General features: G+C 44.8%; 21 protein-coding genes and 1 pseudogene. 18 read left to right on the top strand and 4 right to left on the bottom strand.

The features are described from left to right. The first annotated feature begins 14 nt into the window (after positions 1-14). The 3 genes and pseudogenes from BN1546_RS02790 to BN1546_RS02780 all read left to right on the top strand — a co-directional run. Entirely contained in the window at positions 15-1,166 is a 1,152-nt protein-coding gene (locus BN1546_RS02790; RefSeq protein ID WP_090735841.1) for a sn-glycerol-1-phosphate dehydrogenase, read from the top strand. Positions 1,167-1,356: 190 nt separating this feature from the next. Next, complete coding sequence (locus BN1546_RS02785) at positions 1,357-2,463, top strand: GntR family transcriptional regulator (protein WP_013370444.1); 1,107 nt, start codon at positions 1,357-1,359, stop codon at positions 2,461-2,463. 281 nt (positions 2,464-2,744) lie between these two features. Beyond that, positions 2,745-2,990 (top strand): annotated as a pseudogene (locus BN1546_RS02780) (Ribulokinase); the annotation flags it as partial. Positions 2,991-3,192: 202 nt separating this feature from the next. Here BN1546_RS02780 and BN1546_RS02775 read toward each other — a convergent pair. Next, positions 3,193-3,777, bottom strand: a complete 585-nt coding sequence (locus tag BN1546_RS02775) for a helix-turn-helix domain-containing protein (RefSeq protein ID WP_013370447.1) — start codon at positions 3,775-3,777, stop codon at positions 3,193-3,195. A gap of 994 nt (positions 3,778-4,771) precedes the next feature. On the opposite strand from BN1546_RS02775, the gene BN1546_RS02765 reads away from it, so the two are divergent. From BN1546_RS02765 to BN1546_RS02700, 14 genes are all read left to right on the top strand, one after another. Then, positions 4,772-5,083, top strand: a complete 312-nt coding sequence (locus BN1546_RS02765; protein ID WP_025677012.1) for a hypothetical protein — start codon at positions 4,772-4,774, stop codon at positions 5,081-5,083. Positions 5,084-5,388: 305 nt separating this feature from the next. Next, entirely contained in the window at positions 5,389-5,907 is a 519-nt protein-coding gene (locus BN1546_RS02760) for a hypothetical protein (protein ID WP_049825457.1), read from the top strand. Between the two features lie 480 nt (positions 5,908-6,387). Then, positions 6,388-7,524, top strand: coding sequence for a polysaccharide deacetylase family protein (locus BN1546_RS02755; RefSeq protein WP_090735838.1), 1,137 nt, complete (start codon positions 6,388-6,390; stop codon positions 7,522-7,524). A gap of 188 nt (positions 7,525-7,712) precedes the next feature. Then, positions 7,713-8,138, top strand: a complete 426-nt coding sequence (locus tag BN1546_RS02750; RefSeq protein WP_013370454.1) for a phage holin family protein — start codon at positions 7,713-7,715, stop codon at positions 8,136-8,138. Between the two features lie 81 nt (positions 8,139-8,219). Next, the gene (locus BN1546_RS02745) at positions 8,220-8,507 is read left to right on the top strand and encodes a Dabb family protein (RefSeq protein WP_013309679.1); all 288 of its coding nucleotides are present in this window, start codon (positions 8,220-8,222) and stop codon (positions 8,505-8,507) included. Between the two features lie 24 nt (positions 8,508-8,531). Next, positions 8,532-8,972, top strand: coding sequence for a DUF86 domain-containing protein (locus BN1546_RS02740; protein ID WP_090735835.1), 441 nt, complete (start codon positions 8,532-8,534; stop codon positions 8,970-8,972). 8 nt (positions 8,973-8,980) lie between these two features. Beyond that, the gene (locus tag BN1546_RS02735; RefSeq protein WP_090735832.1) at positions 8,981-9,628 is read left to right on the top strand and encodes a helix-turn-helix transcriptional regulator; all 648 of its coding nucleotides are present in this window, start codon (positions 8,981-8,983) and stop codon (positions 9,626-9,628) included. Between the two features lie 96 nt (positions 9,629-9,724). Continuing rightward, a complete protein-coding gene (locus BN1546_RS02730; RefSeq protein WP_058829383.1) occupies positions 9,725-10,048 on the top strand; it encodes a YtxH domain-containing protein in 324 nt (107 codons plus the stop codon). A gap of 209 nt (positions 10,049-10,257) precedes the next feature. After that, a complete protein-coding gene (racE, locus tag BN1546_RS02725; protein WP_090735829.1) occupies positions 10,258-11,067 on the top strand; it encodes a glutamate racemase in 810 nt (269 codons plus the stop codon). Between the two features lie 119 nt (positions 11,068-11,186). Further along, on the top strand, positions 11,187-12,407 hold the full coding sequence (locus tag BN1546_RS02720) for a M14 family metallopeptidase (protein WP_090735826.1): 1,221 nt from the start codon (positions 11,187-11,189) through the stop codon (positions 12,405-12,407). Between the two features lie 136 nt (positions 12,408-12,543). After that, positions 12,544-12,810, top strand: a complete 267-nt coding sequence (locus BN1546_RS02715; RefSeq protein WP_090735823.1) for a hypothetical protein — start codon at positions 12,544-12,546, stop codon at positions 12,808-12,810. A 206-nt stretch (positions 12,811-13,016) separates the two neighbouring features. Next, positions 13,017-13,319 (top strand): iron-sulfur cluster assembly accessory protein, encoded by a 303-nt coding sequence (locus BN1546_RS02710; protein WP_013370462.1) that lies wholly within the window; start codon positions 13,017-13,019, stop codon positions 13,317-13,319. Between the two features lie 23 nt (positions 13,320-13,342). After that, positions 13,343-13,564 (top strand): YuzB family protein, encoded by a 222-nt coding sequence (locus BN1546_RS02705; RefSeq protein ID WP_013370463.1) that lies wholly within the window; start codon positions 13,343-13,345, stop codon positions 13,562-13,564. Between the two features lie 93 nt (positions 13,565-13,657). Next, positions 13,658-13,927, top strand: coding sequence for a hypothetical protein (locus BN1546_RS02700; protein WP_013370464.1), 270 nt, complete (start codon positions 13,658-13,660; stop codon positions 13,925-13,927). Positions 13,928-14,053: 126 nt separating this feature from the next. Here the strand turns inward: BN1546_RS02700 and BN1546_RS02695 are convergent, their stop codons facing one another. After that, a complete protein-coding gene (locus BN1546_RS02695) occupies positions 14,054-16,036 on the bottom strand; it encodes an LTA synthase family protein (RefSeq protein WP_090735820.1) in 1,983 nt (660 codons plus the stop codon). Between the two features lie 187 nt (positions 16,037-16,223). Next, entirely contained in the window at positions 16,224-17,384 is a 1,161-nt protein-coding gene (locus BN1546_RS02690) for a THUMP domain-containing class I SAM-dependent RNA methyltransferase (protein ID WP_058829387.1), read from the bottom strand. 156 nt (positions 17,385-17,540) lie between these two features. Here BN1546_RS02690 and BN1546_RS02685 point away from each other — a divergent pair, with 156 nt between their 5' ends. Continuing rightward, positions 17,541-18,185, top strand: coding sequence for an O-methyltransferase (locus BN1546_RS02685; protein WP_081317838.1), 645 nt, complete (start codon positions 17,541-17,543; stop codon positions 18,183-18,185). Positions 18,186-18,289: 104 nt separating this feature from the next. Here BN1546_RS02685 and BN1546_RS02680 read toward each other — a convergent pair whose 3' ends face one another. Continuing rightward, the gene (locus BN1546_RS02680) at positions 18,290-19,510 is read right to left on the bottom strand and encodes an MFS transporter (protein WP_058829388.1); all 1,221 of its coding nucleotides are present in this window, start codon (positions 19,508-19,510) and stop codon (positions 18,290-18,292) included. Positions 19,511-19,554: the final 44 nt, after the last annotated feature.

Raw genomic sequence — 19,554 nt, 5'->3', positions numbered from 1 at the left:
AGGAGGCTGATGAAATGAATATGAATGAGCAAATCAAACTGTGGAACGAAGAGGCGCAGGCTAGTAACGCTGATCATCCTCACCGAAAGGTTGAATTGTTTATCGAGGTACGGGATGGAGCACTTGAATCCATTGCTTCTTATTTAATTCAACAGAATTATCGGCATGTCACTCTGGTAGAGGATGAGCATACTTCAGCGGCAGCAGGGAAAAAAGTAGCTGAATTCATCCGTGAAGCAGGTTTGACAGTTGATGTAGTTCGGCTGCCTCCGAATGCGGTAGGGGATGTTATTGCTGATGAAACTTATATCATGAAGGTTCTGCTGGGTGTGGCGGATCAAAGTCAGGCTGTGCTTGCTGTAGGGTCCGGTACAATTCACGATCTGGTTCGCTTTGTGTGCTATAAAATGAATCGTCCGTTCTTGTCAGTCCCAACGGCTGCCTCCGTAGATGGTTTTACCTCCGCTGGTGCCCCATTAATTGTAGATGGCAGCAAGCAGACGTTTCAAGCCGTCCCGCCAGAGGCGATCTTCGCTGACTTGTCCGTACTGGCGAGTGCCCCTCAAACGATGGCTGCTGCGGGTTTTGGCGATATGCTCGGTAAGTTTACCTCATTAGCAGACTGGCATGTGTCCAGAGATTTGGGAAACGAGCCGTATTCACCTGTGGCTAACCGAATTACCGAGGAGGCTTTACGTGCCTGTGTAGAGCATGTTGATGAGATTGCGGCAGGCAGCAAGACAGGTGTCGAGGTGTTGATGAATGCGCTGATTGCATCCGGTATTTCGATGTTGATGATTGATCATTCCCGCCCTGCATCAGGTGGAGAGCATCATATTTCTCACCGAATTGAGATGGATTTTATTGCAGAGGGGCGCAAGCAAGTTTTGCATGGTGCCAAAGTGGGCGTTGCCTCTGCTTTACTGTCTGATATGTACAGGGAATTGGCTGCCAATCAGGATGTGGAGGCTTTTAAAGTATATCGGACTTTGCCTACATCGGAACAGATGCGTGCATGGCTAGCTCAGGTTGGAGGTCCGTCTACCATTGCCGATCTGGGGGTTACGCAGGAACAGCTTGATCGTGCTTTGCGTACGGCACATACTTTGCGTGATCGCTATACCGGACTCAAGTATATGAATGAACACCAGTTGCTCCGTTCGTAATGTGTGTTACACCTACACTAGAGTCCTTTAGATACTCAGTCTAAGCATGGGAAGGGATTTGTGAATGGCTTTATGCCTCCAGCAGCTATACAACGATATCCTGCTCCTGTAACATTTGTATATACAAATGGACGATATGCTATAATCGGAATACGAATAGGTACATGATATGGCAAGTACGGAGGAAATTATGGCGCCCAAATATATACAAGTTAAACAGGAAATTTTATCATGGATTCATTCATCCAAACTGGAGCCGCAAAGCCAGCTTCCTTCTGAACATGAAATGTCTGAACAATTTGCAGTTAGTCGGCAAACGGTTCGTCAGGCGCTGGGTGAACTGGTACAGGAAGGTTGGCTGTTTCGCATACAGGGCAAGGGAACCTTTGTCGCAACACGGGAACATAAGCAACCCGAAGATCCACGGACAATTGGAGTCGTTACAACCTATATATCGGATTATATTTTTCCATCCATTGTACAGGGAATTGAATCTAAGCTAAGCCGGCAGGGCTACAAGCTACTGCTATCAAGCACAGGTAATGACCCTGAACAAGAACGTCAGTGCTTGGAAATGCTGCTGAGTCAACCACTGAGTGGAATTATTATTGAGCCGACCAAAAGCGGGGAACGTAATCCCAATTTGAACTATTATTTAACCGTGGAAAATCGCCAAATCCCTTATTTAATGATCAATGCGCGTTATGAGGAGATGGACGCACCTTGTCTGCGTTTGGATGATGAGAAGGGTGGTTTTTTGGCAGCAGAGCATTTGATCAAGCTGGGGCACCGGCGATTGGCTGGTTTTTTCAAAACCGATGATATGCAAGGAATTCTGCGGATGAAGGGATTTGTAGCTGCTCACCGTAAATATGGAGTGACCTTACATCCGAACGCAGTAACGACGTACCGGACTGAAGAAAAAAATGAGCTTCCGTTACAACGCGCATCGCAGCTGCTGGCGATGGAGGCAGGGGAACGTCCGACCGGATGGGTGACCTATAATGATGAACTGGCGGTGCGGCTACTGGATATTGTACGTTCGGCGGACCTGAGCATTCCCCAAGATCTATCGCTGGTTGGGTTTGATGATTCATTTTTGGCGACAGCCACGGAAATCAAACTTACAACCATTCGGCACCCCAAGGAAGAATTGGGGTTACGTGCCGCCGATACCATGCTATCGATGATTAAAGAGAAGGGGTATCGTGAAGAAGATCGTCAGTGGATTATACCTCCAGAGTTGATTGTACGCGAATCCACGGGACCAGCTCAGGCAATGTCTGGAGGATTTTGAAATGGGGCTATCAATCGTTTGGGTTCAACGCTGAATTTTGAATGGCATGCTACTCGCCATACCGAACAGCCTGTTTTCTGGATTGCAGAAAATGGCTGTTTTTTCTATACATTTTTGAAAATATGTACATAAACTTTATTGAAAAAAGACATAAAAAAGGCTGGTTGAGTTGTACGTACAAGTGTGTGATGAGAGTGGTACCAGAAATGAAAGTAAGAAGAGTGACCTAAATATATTAGGAACATTAAATCAGGACGTTTGGGGAGGCCAGACTGGCAGTCGTGGCTGCGGGAGCTGAAGCTGGAGGGTACGACAATATCGTCGAAGCAGCGCGCCATATGGCACGTGTACGGGACGAGAGCTTCAGACCAATTCCTGAGAACGCTGTCGTCTATGATAAGCTCTATGAGGAATACAGCCGTCTTCACGCCTACTTTGGATGTGGGGGCAACTCGGTTATGAAAAAGCTGAAGGCTATCAAGGCAGAAGGTGGACGTTCAACTGAAGCGGCAAGCGCTCATTCCTAAGAAGTATACAAATTATAAGCAAGAAGCATTTAAATTTTGCTATCTAAAAAGCACAGTACACCGAGGAGTCGGCAGACTGTGCTTTTTTGCTTTTATATTCTGTGAATCACATGATGTGAAAGCCTTATGCATGAAAGATGGTAATGCGTTCCTTTCAAAGACTTTCATGAAAAATTCAATCGTTTTGTTTTAAAGGACATTTTTACTTTTTCAGCATGGCATCAGCAAACAAAATGGATTTTGGAATACGGAAAAACTGTTCCGCCTGATCCTGGAAAGTTTGCGAAGGAACGGTACCCTGATGCAACCATTTCCGAAATGTACCGGGGTGAACGCCAATCCAATGACTGACATCAGTCACCGAAATATCATGTACCATGCACAAACCCGCCAAAATCCGGTTTTTAACTGGAGAACGAGTTACAGTCCGTTTCATAAAACGGGACGGCGATGGTTGACAAATGAGCGGTGAACGCCGGACAACCTCTTCATTAAATAGAATATGGTGCGGATAACCAAGTGTGTTACACGTCTTTTCCAGATTAGTGTTGCCGGGAATACGACCTTCATATACCCACGCGCTGACGCTGCGAGAGGAGATGGAAAGCTCCTCGGCAAGTTGGGACAGTTTAATGTCATTAGCCATCAAAACGGCAAGCAGAACGCGATTGCGTACTTGACAGCGTGTTGGTTTGCGAAAACGTTTGACACGCACGCCTTTTCCCAAATATTTGCGATTGATCAGAGACCACGCCTGAATGGAATGTTTGTCTTGTTGTTTAGGCATATACCCTCCGATTTTTTTTAAACACATACTACTATACCCGAAGGGGGCTTTGCAAGTGACTCCTATCCTGATTTTCTTTTAATCCCATGGGCTTAACCGGTTTATGGAAAATAAGGTCCATTTGGCCTATAAAAATGGAAGTTTAAGGTGTCGATATATTAAAATGTGACATTTTTTATGGAAATGGAGGTAATATGTTCTTCTCCTTTGATTGTAAGGTTGTACAGAGAGAAAAGTGGGTTTTTGCGCTATATGGTTAAGGTAATGGTATGGAGAATGTAATTGCTTTACAGCAGGTACGAAGGTTAGAACAGATGAAAGAGAGAAGAATATTGAAGACATTCAAGTCAGAGATATGGTTCTTTCAAAAAAATGAGGAGACTGATGAGGTAGAAGTAGCATATAAAGAAGTTACGGTTATGTTCAAATACGAGATAAATGAGATTTATCAAGTCCATGTGGGCGGTCAAGTTATTGAATCTACCTATAGCCATCTCCTTTGGGTATAGGGCAAAGGATGGACGCTTGTTAAAGATTTCAAGGTTGGAGACTTGCTTGTTCAGAGTGCCGGGAATGCACTTTAGAAAGACAATATTGAATTGTTGCACAAGCAGGCAACGGTTTATAACATGACAGTCGATAGTTCCAAACGTACTTCGTAAGCGACCTTAGTATAGGTGCGTGTGAATACACCAGTATTAAGAGTAAAGAAATTAACAACGTATAATAAACTTTCTAAAAAATATACAAGAAAAAGCGGATGCAGCTTTTAAGCAATTCAAGGAGAATCCGGAGCATCCAAGTCTGAATTTCGAGCACCTAAATGGTTCCCCAAATGGTAGAAAGTATGTGTCTCCCTGATCGAAGGTTCTTATTGGGCTTATGGAATAATTCGAGAAAACGGTGTAATTGAGTGACTTGGAATAAACAACCACGACTACAAGGCCGTCATTAAGGAATTAAAGGCTGCTTTTTGAGTGTAAGGAGGAGTCTTATGGGATGGAAACATATTGTTCTAGAGGCAAGTTGTTTCTATGAAGACAATGAAGAGAATCATGGTTCAAAATGCTGTAAGGGAAATATAGGTGTTCACTGTTTAACTTACAACCAAGATGGTCATCAAATTTGTCCCAATTTGGTTTTCGGTAAAAGTAGGACATCGGTTATTGCAACCGATAAAGATGGTAATGCTGTGGATTCTTCTACGTTTTGGACGGACGAAAAATTAAGTCCTGAAGAATGGGTGAGAAGAGAAGAAGAATGGCTAGATGAGAAGAGAAGGCTAATGAATATGGATGGTAAGTAATGGGATTCAATAAAAAGTTTGGATAAGAAAAAGACCTTGAGAGTATACCATTTCAAGGTCTTTACTTTTACCCCCACCCAGTGTCGAATGAATTGGGCGGCTAAGTCCAAACGAATTTAACTCTCATGACTCCCGTAGCCTGTACACTATACCAGATAGTTTCGTGTTATGGTCTTTTTTATTATTACTTCTTGACTGATAATAAATCTATGATCCTGACCAAATATTCCAATGCAATTTCAATATATTGACCCTAGGACAGGTAAAACTACATCGGATCACTATTAATTCAAATGAATAGGATGATGAATTTGGAAATAAATCTTAAACGGCCTTATGGTGTGATTAAGCATAATATGTCAACGGAGAATATTGCTGACTTGATAAGGTTATTCATTGAAAAGGATTCAATTGTATTATTTTCCTTTTACGAAAGGAACATGAATTTATTTGATGTGAATACACAGAATTTTATCTCAGAGAGATGTGTTTTTGTGAATTCCGAGTGGGTGTTGCCATGGAAGGAATCTATACCTCATTGGAATGAACCGAACCAGACACCGCCGAAAATAATGTGGTTTTCAGTGATGCAAAAAAAAGATATTATTAAAGCAATTGAAATTGATCATTTATTTAGATGCATTGTCTTAAAAAAGGATTCAGATTTTAAACAACATTTCAATGTTTTATTCCATCAGGAATATTATCCGTCTAGTGATGAGGATGACTATGAATATTTTTTAGGATTTACAAATAAGAATTTGTTTCTTGCTAATTATCTGGATAAAGTTAAAAAGAGGTTTGAGGTATCATTAATAGAATAGGCAACTGGAGAGACCTCGGGGGCGACAATCCTCAGGGTCTTTCTTTATATCTATTAATACCTAGTACCTTGTAAACGGGTTAAATGATACTCCTCTATGACATTCCATAGTTTATTAGATACCTAGAATATTTAGTCAGATACCAGAGTTCTATCCCCAAGTACCTTACCTTCATATTTCTTCAGGTAGTCTCTAGTTCCATCAAGATTTATTCACAACTTTGTAACTTATTTGGTAAGATGGATTGCGAGATTGTTTTCAAATTGTTTTACTATATTTACCTACTATAGTCTGGTAATCTATTAATATGTATAGGGGGCCAAAAGACGTCCGGTTCAGTCGGTTGAGATGCGTTTATGTTCTTTATGTTGAGTGAATGTCTATATTGCCATGTCTATATCGTCATGTCTGTATAACTTCATAGACAAGCTAGAGATAGCTCCCGCACATTATAAAATACAGCACAGGATGGTGTAATGAATGAAGCTTTTAAAAGTAAAATGGATGGCTGTATGCTTGATGGCAATCTGTTGTTTGGGGTTGCTGGGTTTACATACGAATACAGCGAGTGCACAAGCGAAGGCTCCTTTACTTGGGGTCAATGATGTGTTGCTAGATTCGAATACGATTAAGCCTGTAATGGAAAATGATAAGTTGTATGTCCCTATCGTGACATTGGGGCAAAAGATGGGCATTTCTACTTCTGCCAATGGAAATACATTGGTACTGACTGGACATAATCGCAGCTTTACGCTGGATTTGAACAAAGGTGATGTGTTTGAGCGGGGAGGACGTACGATGGTGCCAATTCGTACTTTGACCGATGCGTTCGGCTTCACTATTACGATTCCTACGAGTAATTTGTATCGAATTCAGAATGCAAATGCTAGTTTGTCTGATGCTCAGTTCTTGAATACATTCGCGGCAGAAATTAAACAGTACGCAGCTGTCAAGCCAGACAAAGCCAGCAATACAGGCAATACGGGAAATGCCAAGCCTTCCAGCCGCACCATTTATTTGAGCTTCGATGATGGTCCTACAGCGCATACGTCGCAGCTGCTGGATATTCTGGACAAATATAATGCCAAGGCTACGTTTTTCATGCTGGGACCTGAAATTCGCCAACATAGCGCAGTGATGAAGAGAATGGTAGACGCAGGGCATGGTTTGGGCCTACATGGGATGACGCATCAGGTGAAAAAGATCTATGCATCCCCGGCAGCAGCACTGGCAGAGATGAATCAGGATAATGAGATTTTATTTAAGGCCACAGGAAAACGCACTTCTTTGATTCGTACACCTTATGGCAGCAAACCGTATTTGAAGAAAGCATACCGTGATCAACTGACGGGTGCAGGTTATCATATTTGGGACTGGAATATAGATTCCAATGATTGGCGTTATACTAAAAATCCGCAGCATTTTGTACAGACGGTCCTCAGTGATATTAAGAGACTGAAAAAGCAAGGCAGAACACCAGTCGTTCTTATGCATGATAAGCCTTCTACGATCAAGGTGCTTCCACAAATCATGGCGGCCTTGCAGAAAGAAGGATATTCGTTCGAGCCGTTGAATGATAACCTGACTCCACTTAATTTTTGGAATGATCACCGTTAATAGAATAAACTTAAAAGGAAAGCAGGCTACCCTACATCAATTTTTTGATAGAGGGTAGCCTGTTTTTTTATTTTGCAGCTCGTTTTATATGAATCTATGAATTCATATCTACGTACAGGTCATATGACTTTACGGGTGACCACGTCGCTGCATATATTACAATAACCGCCCCGAGAGGAGGAGCAGGTATGAATATTAATCCGAGTATGTTTAGTATGATTTGTGCCACCGCAGGAGCGATTATTACGTTTGCCTTTGGCGGCTGGAATCAGCTTATGGTGCTATTCACGGTTGCCATGGCTGTTGATTATGTAACTGGAGTCGCCGCCGCCGTGAAGACTGGGCAAGGTTTAAGCAGTAAAGCTGGCTTTTGGGGGTTGGCGAGAAAGGCTTTAATGCTCATGGTGATTTCTTTGGCGCATCATGTGGATCTCCTGATGGGTACGGAAATCATGAAAGGGGCGGCAACGTATTTTTATTTATCCAACGAATTGATCTCAATTACGGAAAACTGTTCACGAATGGGTCTGCCGCTTCCACCGAAGCTTAAGAATTTTTTTGCCCTATTAAAGGACAAGGAGTCTGATGGTAAAAATGGTGGAAAAGATCGCTAAGATCACAAAGTTTCTTTCCGTATGTGGGGCGTTATGATAAAATTTTCAAGAGAACATTTTTAAGATAAGGAGCCTATACGCATGATTAAACATATTGTTTTGTTCAAATTGAAAGATCGCTCCCCTGAAAGCATTGAACATACGGCATCTATTTTGCGCAGCATGAATGGCAAGATCAAAGAGCTGCTGTCACTCGAAGTAGGTACGGATGTGATTCGTTCGGAACGCTCTTATGATATTTCTCTTACCGCTGTGGTTGAAACATTGGAAGACTTGCAAACGTATCAGGTACACCCTGTGCATCAGGAAATTATTGTACACATGAATGAAGTGAAGGATGTATCTATCGCAGTTGATTATGAAATCTAAAGCGGTTACTGGAGGTGCAGAACTTTGTATTATGTCAACCGGGAACAAATTGAGCTTCGACTAGGGGCTGTTCCCGACATTGTCGCCGGACTTCGCCAGACATCCGCCGCCTGGAACGGCGATCTGTTGCAGGGGCTAGTGCAGGAGCGCTGCCTTCATCTGGCCATTGAGACGGTAACGGACGTAGGAAGCTATATCATCGACGGTTTTATTATGCGTGACGCCAGTAGCTATGAGGACATTATCGGTATCATTCATGAGGAAGGTGTATTGGAGGATACCGTATTTCATTCACTATTAAAGCTGGTAGCCTTACGTAAACCCTTAGTACAGGAGTATTTCCATTGGGACAGGACAAGCCTTCACCCACTTACACCTAAGCTGCCTGGGTTGCTGGAGCTTTTTGTATCTAACGTGCACGATTATTTAAATAAGGAATTGGGTCCTCAGCCCGAGGGAGTGTAAAGGCAAAAGTGACGGATAAGTATATCGTACCCGAAATGCCCACTAGGCGCATGATCTTGACACTGTTGAAAACCCAGGGGCCTGTGGGCGTCGGAAGCTTGGCAGCTCAATTGGGCATTACCGAAATGGGGGTGCGCAGGCATCTCAAATTAATGGAGCAGGATGGCCTGATTGTGGCTACGATCCTGAGACAGGCGATGGGACGCCCAACGTTTTTGTACAGCCTGAGCGATCAGGGAAGCGAGCAATTTCCTCGTAATTATGATCACCTATTACTGGAACTGTTAGAGGAGCTGGATGAAGAGCAGGGAATGGAAGCTGTTCACTCGTTATTTGATGGTAGAAAACGTAAAATGATGAAGCGCTACGCCCCTCACATAGAGAGTCAGTCTACACTAGCTTCACGTGTGGAAAAGCTTTCGGGCATCCAGAACGCTTCAGGCTATATGGCAGAGTGGCGTGAGGAAGAGGATGGCAGTTACTCTATTATGGAATACAATTGTCCGATCTCTCAGATCGCCAATCGTTACCGCAAGGCTTGTGAATGCGAACAGCAAATGTTTGAGGAGCTGCTTGATGCCGAGGTTGTCCGTGAGGATTGTTTGGCGGATGGAGGTCGTTGCTGCTTGTATCGTATCCGCTCCAAAAATAAGTAGAAATTTTCTGGCTTGTTCTCTGTATCATGACAGGCTCTCCATGCTTATAATGCATTAACAGATGGGCATTCGCCCGGGCATAAGGGAGAGATGAATATGAAAGAGAACTGCAAAAGCTTTATCCGTGGCGCGTTGGTAGGCAGCATTGCTGGTTCGGTTGCTGCGTTGTTATTTGCTCCTAAGTCAGGTCGCGAGCTGCGTCAGGATATTACAGACCAGGCACGTCACGTGAGTGATAAGGGACAGGAGCTTGCGGGGAAAATTTCAGATACTTCCATCGAGTATACTGACAAAATTAAGGAGACAGCTTCAGCCGTCATTCATGAATTAGGTCAATGGCGTAAAAAGAGTGATATTGCTTCAAAGGTTGGCATTTCATCCGTGCCTGTTCAAGAGAATACGGAAGAAGATGCTTTGTAACTGTCTGTATATCGTAGGTGAAACAACTGGCTATAGCTTGAGTTTGTGGCTTCTCCCGTTGGGGTGAAGCCTTTTTGTTGATCGCTTCCTCGTTTTAGGGTAATCTTTTGGGGTACCTTTTACGCTAATACGACATAAGTTATGTAGCAGCAGAAAGATTTCCGAGATGAAACAACTCATATTTACACAAAAAAGGAAGCGGTGTGTACGTGCAGCAAGCGATTGCAATATTGGATTCCGGTGTAGGAGGTTTGACGGTTGTTAAAGAAGTCATGCGTCAGCTTCCGCGGGAAAAAATCATTTATTTTGGAGACACTGCGCGCACCCCGTATGGTCCCCGACCATCGGAAGAGGTTAAAAAATTTACAGAGCAAATGGTTGATTTTCTGATTCAGTTTAATCCGAAAGTCATTATTATTGCTTGTAACACAGCAACGGCTGCGGCATTGGAGTATATAAGCCAAAAGGTATCCATTCCGGTGATCGGAGTTATCCACCCTGGGGCTCGTGCTGCGATCAGTGCGACCGCTACCGGGTATGTCGGGGTGATCGGAACTGTCGGTACGATTCGAAGCGGAGCATATACAACTGCGCTCAAGCAGTTGTCTCCCTATGTAGACGTGGTGAGCCACGCTTGCCCTGCACTTGTGCCTTTGGTGGAACAAGGGTTGTTCCGCTCCGAGACAACATCGCAGGTTGTGGAGGAATCATTGAGACCTATTCAAACGTATCCGATTGATTGTCTGATTCTTGGGTGTACGCATTATCCTTTTTTGAGGGAAACGATTCAGGAAGTCATGGGTCCTGCGGTGAAGCTTATTAGCTCGGCAGATGAAACTGCACGAGAGACGAGTACCATTTTGTATAACAAGGGCAAGTTAGAGGCCAGGGACGAAACGCCGGTGCATCAGCTTTTTTGTTCCGGCGATCCAGAGTTGTTCCAGCGCATTGCCGCACAGTGGCTTGGGGAGCAGATTCGGCAAACGCCTGTTGTCTGGCAAGTCACCCATCTGGATTAACGAGACAACCAACTTTTTTGTCATTGGACAAAAGAAGTTGGTTGTTTTGCTTTTCGCTACATCAAGACACGCAGCGTCTGCATAACATGCAGTAAGGCAGATGGAAGGGGCGTAGTAAGATGAGGGAATATATCGTTCAAAAAGGAGATACATTGCACCGGGTCGCCTCGGCTTTTAAACTATCCGCGGATACTTTGATCGCAGATAATCCGTGGGCCGCCACGCAACCCTATCTGATTTGTGGTCAATTGCTATATATTCGTCCGTCTACGGATCGTAAATACGTTATTCAGCCTGGGGAGAATGCAAGACAGATTGCCAAACAGTTCGGTGTAGAGCTTGATGAGCTGCGGCTCGCTAATTCGAGGCTTGCGGAGCATGATTTTGTGGAAGGAAAGATAATTATTATTCCTGATGACCATCAGGATCAGATTGTACGGTTACGTGGAGAGTACAGTTATGAAGATTTAAAGGAAGACCTAGAGGCATTGGCCCACAAATATCCGTTTATTGAAGTTGGCAGCATTGGCACCAGTGTCATGGGGAAGGATATCCCTTATATACGGATTGGGCAGGGAACGAGGAAAATTCATGCCAACGCTTCTGTACATGCAAACGAATGGCTGACGACGCCTTGTTTGATGCGTTTTATAGAACAATATGCACAAGGGATTAATGGGTCTGGAGAACTTGCTGGGAATTCTCATTGGGTGTATGCGGGCTCTCCGATGAAATTAATGGAACATACATCCTTATGGGTGGTACCGATGGTCAATCCGGATGGAGTAGAACTGGTGCAACAGGGTATACTCCCCACTCATCCGCTGTATCATGAACTCAGAAAGTGGAATGAAGGACGTGCTGATTACCGCGGCTGGAAGGCCAATATTCGCGGTGTCGACCTCAACGATCAGTTTCCGGCGTATTGGGAGGAAGAGGTGCGCAGACGCGGTAAAACAGGTCCGTCTCGACGAGATTACGCAGGACCTGCACCTTTGTCTGAGCCAGAGTCCAAGGCCCTTGCGGATCTAACGGAGCGCGAACAGTTCGACATGGTATTATCCATACACAGCCAAGGACAGGAAATCTATTGGAATTACCGGGATCTGGAGCCTAAGGAGAGCCGAGATTGGGCATTACAGCTGGCTGCTGCAACAGGGTATCGGGCGGTAAAGCTGGGGGGAAGCGATGCCGGGTATAAGGATTGGTTTATACAACGGTTTGGTAAACCGGGATTTACCGTTGAAGTCGGTCTAGGCGTAAATCCGCTACCTATGCGGGATTATGATGATATTGCAGCAGAAGTAGGCATGTTAATGGCGACTGTGCTGTCATGGTAACAGATCGGACCTGCTGAAACGTATTGATTCATCTGCGCGTATTAGGAGGAGCACGTTTTTTACAAGTGTTCCTCTTTACATGTCCCTTCAATAGGGTATATATACTTAGGAGCATTGGAAATGGAGTGAACAACCTATGAAGTGGAAAAGACTACTATCTCTCCGTCAGTGGTTACATGTATTTCGTCGTATCCCCCGATTGATTACCTCTTCGAGGATTCCATTGGGTGAAAAATTACTTTTTGCGGTGCCTGTATTGCTCTATTGGATACTACCTGATGTCATGCCATTTATGCCCATCGACGATATTGGTGTGACGTTATTGCTTATGAATTGGTTCGTCACCCGTGCTGAACGAAAATATCCCGATATGCTTGAAAAACAGCACGTACGTGTCCGTTAGATGTAAGCTTATGATTTTCGTGATTGCGATTTTTTACGATTTTCTTTACAATAGGAATATTGCCTTGTGCTATGCTGCACAACTTCTTTTTATCAAGGAGAGGGCTAATTATTGGAATTGTTGATTTTATCCGCTAGGTTGTGTGGTGTGGATATGTATCCATTGAACCACATTTCATTTAATGAATATGAAGGAGATGAAGTTTAATGAACTGCAAAATTACTCGTAATGCAGCTAAAGTATTGAAGCTTGAACTGGATAAGGAAGAGAACCAAGGGAAGAGCTTGCGCGTTGTAATTACTCATGCTCATGGAGATCATGCTCATTACGGGCTCGATTTGGACACGCCTAAGGAAACAGATACTGTTGTATCTACAGATAAAGGCATCGATGTGATTTTGGAAAGCGGTCAGCCGTTGCTGGATGGTGTAAAAATTGATTACTTGTACTTCCCCGAAGAAGGATTTGTTATTACTAACCCTTCCCAAGGTAATCACGGCGACCACTAAGCCGGAGCTCGGAGGGATGACAGATGGCTAATGATATTCGCGTATGTGATGAGTGCAATCATATCCGCTTAAAAACGATCTTGCCTAAGTTGAAAAAGATGGCACCCGATGCGGAGATCAAAATCGGTTGCAAGTCGTATTGCGGTCCTTGTGGAAAACGGGCGTTTGTGTATGTGAACGGACGTTATGTGAGTGCGGCCACAGAGGATGAAGTATTAGAGAAGGCTGCACGCTTTATAAAATAGTTCGAGTGCGCATCGTTGGCACCTTTTGAATAGTTCCCCTCCTTCTGATCCATGCTAATGAATGTAGACCATGCCCAGAAGGAGGAGTGACTCATGGCCCAATATGATTCCAATCTCGACAATCACAGTGTCGAAGCTCAAACACAAAACTCGGTGGACAAGCTCCACAATGCCGTGTCTCAGGCATTGTCACATCCGGCTGAACAGCTGATTGAGCAAGCGGAGCAATCTCGCACTCATGCGGAGCATGCTATACAGCAGGCAAAGGATAGCCTTGGTGACGATGCAGTAGAAGTTGCTGAGGAAATGCTTGGTGAAGAGGTACAACGTCTTGATCAGGCTAAAAAAACGTTGCGTTCCTGAGTATTTGTTAATGGTAACAAGCGCAGTCAAATGACTGTCAACACAAAAATCCCGATCCACAGCCCTAACAAGCGATGGATCGGGATTTTTGTTATATATCAGGTAGTTATGCAATCGATACCCTTGTTACTTCTTTGCTTCAGTCTCCCATTCGCGAATAAGATCGTATGTGATGACCTGATCGGATATCTTTAATCGATTGAGAGCCTCAGTATAGCTTGGTCCGCAGCCATTCACATCTGTAGGTTGACCTGTACTCAGATTGTAACAGGTTCCCTTGGAGAATGTACCGTCCTCAGATGGAATGTAGTACACTCGTCCATCCGTGAAAGCGCCAGTACGCAGCACAACCATACGAGGTTTTCCACTAAACAGATCGTTACCCATAAAATGATATGGTTTTGTAGAAATCCCAAGTAGATGCATTACGGAAGGCGTTAGATCCAGCTGTCCTGCCGGTTCTGTATACGTGCCTGCCTGGCTTCCGTCAGGAAGATGCACAAGTAATGGCACCTGATTCATGATTTTCTGCATGTCCAGATCTGTAAGAGGCTTGCCTAAAAACTTTTCATACAGTGCTTTGTCTTTAATGGAATTGTCGTGATCCCCGTAGAACATCAGGATCGTATTATCCCACAATCCGTCTTTCTTCATCTGATCTACCAATTCACCCAAAGCCTCATCCACATAATGGACGGATTTTAGGTAGTCTCCGAACATCGTACCTTCAAACTCGCCAACATCCAAATCTACAGCGTCAGGTGACAGGTTGTACGGATGATGACTCGAAATACCGACCATATAGGCGTAGAACGGTTGCTTAACTTCGGTTGTGAGATCGTTGAGCGTTTGTCTAAAAAAGGATTTGTCTCCCAGGGACCAGCCCAGAGGCTCATCTATTTTAAAATCCTTTTTACTGTAGAACTTGTCGTAGTTCATCGCCTTATACATCGTGTAACGGTTCCAGAAGCTGCTGTCGTACACGTGAAACGCATTAGGACTATAACCTGTATCCTTCAAGATGGAAGGCAACGTATCGAATTTATGGTCCGCATAACGGATAAATACAGAACCCGTAGGGAGCGGATGCAGCGAAGCGTGGGTAGAGAAGTCCGCGTCCGAAGTACGACCCTGCGCAGTTTGATGGAAATAATTATTAAAATACATGCTTTCCTTCGTCAGTTTGTCAAAGTTAGGCGTAATTGCTTGACCGTTGATCTGTTTGCCGATAAAAAAGTTCATGAAAGCTTCAGCTTGGATGACCATCACATTTTTGCCCTTATACTTGCCGTATAGGTCATTTTTTACCTGAAGTAACTTCTGGTGTTGATTGAACCATTCCTTATCCTTATCAGATTCCACCTGAGCCAATGTAGGCTGGGGCCCAAGATGATCCTGACCGTAGCGGTAGATATCATATCCATGAAATCCGATCAATCCGGTTACGTTGTACAAGGCCATTGACCACCAGTTGCCGACAAATATGCCGGTTGCCCAAGTGGAGGTATATATTTTGATCGGTCCAAATGTCAAAACATAGCCAATCAGGAAAGCCAATGCCCCCTTGGAGAAGCGAAGCAGAAATCTTTTAGTGAAAGAGTTTCGTGATGCTTCTAAGTAATGATCATTCGTTGTAAACCGACGCCGTAAGGAAGCTACGAATATGACATACGGAATGAATAAAATCCAGTCTGCAAAAAAGAAAATATCCCACCAGTACATAAGAGATGCGATACTTCCACCCAGAGAATCAACTTGTCCAGCTTGAAGCAAAACGGGAATCGTAATGAAATCCTGGAAATACCGATAATAAACCATGTCGGAATAAATGAGCGCGGTGAGCAATATATCGAGCACCACAAGAGCAATCAAACGTCCGCGACGTGGCAGCCACAAGGTCCAAAAGCTTACAAGCAACAGGGAACCGATAGCAATGACATAATCCAGCGGATTCATGTCAATATTTTGGGCATGCAGGTTATAGTGAATCAGAACAAGCTTGCCAATCATAAGTAAAAAAAACAGAACTAAACCGAAATATTGAGACAGCAGCAGTCTGCTGAACATGTTACCAGTGCGTCTTGCACTGGTCGTGCGAATAACCAACACTTTACCCCCTCCGGCAGAAATGTTCGGCTAGTATAAACTACACATTAACGTAATGTTAAAACCGAAATGCCTTTAATTATTATAGCGCTCATCCTGCGCATTTCAATGATTAAGTAAAGAAAATACAGCACAAATGAGGCCAGGATAACGAACAAAGGGTTCGTTTCCTGGCCTATAGCTCGAACATTTAGGACTGCAACGGTGAAGTATCTTTGCGGCGCGGAGGCAGAGGACCCAGATACTGATAGTATTGGCATTCAATTCGGCCGTTAAACAGCTTACGGCGCTTATCGGCTTTGCGGCCCCAATAATGCTCAAATTGCTTGGTGGAGCTGATGGCAAAGAAGGACCAAGTCTTCATTTCGGCTGCCGTGCGTGCAAGTGTACGGATCAGCTTTTCCACCTCGGCTTGCTCGCTCAGTCTTTCGCCGTAAGGTGGATTTGTAATCATCACACCATACTGGCCCTCAAGTCTAACCTTGCTGGCAGGCAGCACCTTTAGTGAGATGTCTTTAGCAAAGCCTGCTGCCTTTACAGCTGCTTCAGCAACTTGTATAGCGCTAGGGTCGATATCGCTACCTGCAATCTCAAAAGGAATGTCATCACGAGTCAGATCCATCGCCTCGTCGCGAGCCTGATTCCATAATTCTCTGCCAATGACAGGCCAGTCTTCCGAGTTAAAGGTACGTCTCAGGCCTGGAGCAATGTTCCAGGCTTGCATAGCAGCTTCGACCAATAAAGTACCGGAACCGCAGCATGGGTCATAGAATGGTCGATCCGGGCTCCAGCGACTAAGCTGAATAAGAGCGGAAGCCATTGTTTCTTTGAGAGGCGCCTCTGTAACAAGCTTGCGGTAGCCTCGTTTGTGCAGTCCTGGACCAGTTGTGTCCAGCGTTATCAGCGCACGGTCATTCAATAGAATGACCTCAATGACGTAACGAGGACCATCTTCAGAAAACCAGTCTGTATGGTAGGTTTCCTTGAGCTTTTCTACAATCGCCTTCTTGACGATTCCTTGACTGGCTGGTACGCTACTAAGCTGTGATTTGTGTGAACGTCCCTCTACGGGAAATTCACCATCTACAGGAATCCAATCCTGCCAAGGCAATGCTTTGGTACCCTCAAACAGCTCGTCGAAGGTAGTTGCAGCAAATTCGCCCATTTTAATAAGAACGCGGTCAGATGTGCGAAGCCACAGGTTGCATCGGCATATATCCTTATAATCTCCGGAAAAAACGACGCGGCCATTCTCGACGGTCAGATCCGTGTACCCCAGTTCTCTGAGTTCTCGGGCCACAACGGCTTCCAGTCCCATCGGTGCAGTTGCAATTAGTTGCAGTTGAGTCATTAAACGTATTCACTCCGTCTCATAATCATGTAAGCTTGGTTCAATCCCTATAGTATAGGTCATTGTACTCGAAGAGACAAATCGTTAAGGCAAATAATTTACGAAGGACACCGCGTCCAACCTGCGTTATGATAAAGCAAGAAGGAGAGATGAAACGTGGAAATCACACCCAATATGACACCTGAACAATATGTAGACCAGCTGGTACAGGAGGATGAAGCGCTGCGCAGCATTAGGGAGGCTATTGTTAAAGAAGGGATGCCGGAGGTATCGGTTGCTCATCCCTATGGAAAGCTGTTGACCTTTCTCGTTGAAGTCTCTGGTGCACAGCAGGTACTGGAGATCGGAGCATTAGGAGGATACAGTGGATTATGCCTGGCCCGTGGGCTGGGAGAGAAAGGTCGCATCGTGTCCCTGGAGCTGAAAGAAGCGTACGCTGCGCTGGCTCATCAACATATGAAAAACAATGGCTACGGTGATCGTGTCGAATATCGTATCGGACCCGCAGTGGACAGCCTGAAGAAGCTTCAGGAAGAAGGAAAGACTTTTGACTTTTTTTTCATTGATGCGGATAAGGAAAATTACCCAGTGTATTTGGAGTATGCGATTGCACTGGCCAATCCAGGCGCTATAATAGCCGGAGATAACTGTTTTCTTCGGGGACGGACACTGAACACAGATAAGAACGGACCTGCCGTACAGGCCGTGAGACGTTTTAACGAAACGATAGCAACGGATCCACGGCTAGTCAGTACGCTTTTGCCGGCTTATGATGGTTTGGCGTTGGCACGAGTGAAGTAACGGGCGTCCCTTGAATGTAGCTATACCAAAAAGAACCTCCTTATCCACAGCGTGGAGCGGAGGTTCTTGTCTGTTAAGGCAGGCTGTCCTACCCGAAGGTTGTCTTACCTGAAATGGGGCGTAGCCTTATGATCAAAAAGCTTCATACGTACCCAGATTATATTGACAATCAGCAGCACACCAGACATGATGAACAGTCCTTCGATGCCGATAAATCCGGAAAGCACTCCGCCAATGACCGCACCCAGCATATTCCCGAGCGCCAGCGAACTGGTATTGAATCCGAAAGAGCGGCTTTCCATTCCTTCCGGTGTATAGGTGCGAATCAGCGCATTTACGCTTGGTAGCAGACCGCCCATAAACACACCCATGAAAAAACGGATAATGACAAGCTGCCATACTTCATTGACAAAAGCTTGCGGAATGAGCATAATCGCCGTTCCGAGTAGTGCAATGGTCAAGATCTTGTGTGCTCCTATTTTGTCACTTAATCGTCCAAGGAGCGGTGCGGCTACCATATTGGATACGCCTGTAATAGCGGTAACGAACCCGGCAACCAGTGCAATTCCTTCTGCCGAGCCATATAGCTTTTGCACATACAAAGGTAGTAGAGAAACTGTACTGATCATGGCAAATTGGAGTAAGAACGTCACGGTGAACAAAGCCGGAAGCTGGGGCGTATGGCTTAGCTCCTTTAATCCGGCAAGAACCGAAATTTGTGGAATTCGTGCGGCCTCCGCTTTGCTGAAATTTTCTTTAACCAAAAACATTGCCATTAGAGAGGCTAGGAAAATAAGAGCTCCTGTAATGTAAAAGATCGGTCTGAACCCGACCCAGTCAGCCAAAAATCCGCCTAGCAAAGGGCCGAGAATTGTGCCAGCCATTTGACCGGACTGCATAATTCCCATAGCAAAGCCGGTTCGCTCTTTGGGAGTGGTACCCGACACTAGGGAAATAGAAGCCGGGTTGAAACCCGAAATTGTACCGTTTAGCAGGCGAAGCGCTAGCAGCTGCCATGGGTGGGTGACCAAACCCATACATCCGATGACCAGGGCCATGCCGAAGCCTGAGCGAAGCAGCATGACTTTACGTCCATATCGGTCGGCCAGCTTACCCCATAATGGCTGAAATATAAACGAGGTCAAAAAGTTAGCTGCAAAAATAACTCCTGCCCACAGTCCTATATCGTGCTCGCCCTTCACATGGAGGTCTTGAGCCAAATATAGGGCAAGGAACGGAGTAATCATTGTAATTCCCGCATTGACCAGAAACTGACCGAACCAAAGCACAATGAGATTGATTTTCCACGTCTCCCACGTTTTCAATGTGCTTTCACTTCCTTTCTGCCATTCTCATCCTGTTGTAAAGG

The sequence above is a fragment of the Paenibacillus sp. Mc5Re-14 genome (assembly GCF_001049835.1).
GTDB lineage: Bacteria > Bacillota > Bacilli > Paenibacillales > Paenibacillaceae > Paenibacillus > Paenibacillus polymyxa_C.
This window is presented reverse-complemented; position numbering and strand designations above follow the sequence as displayed.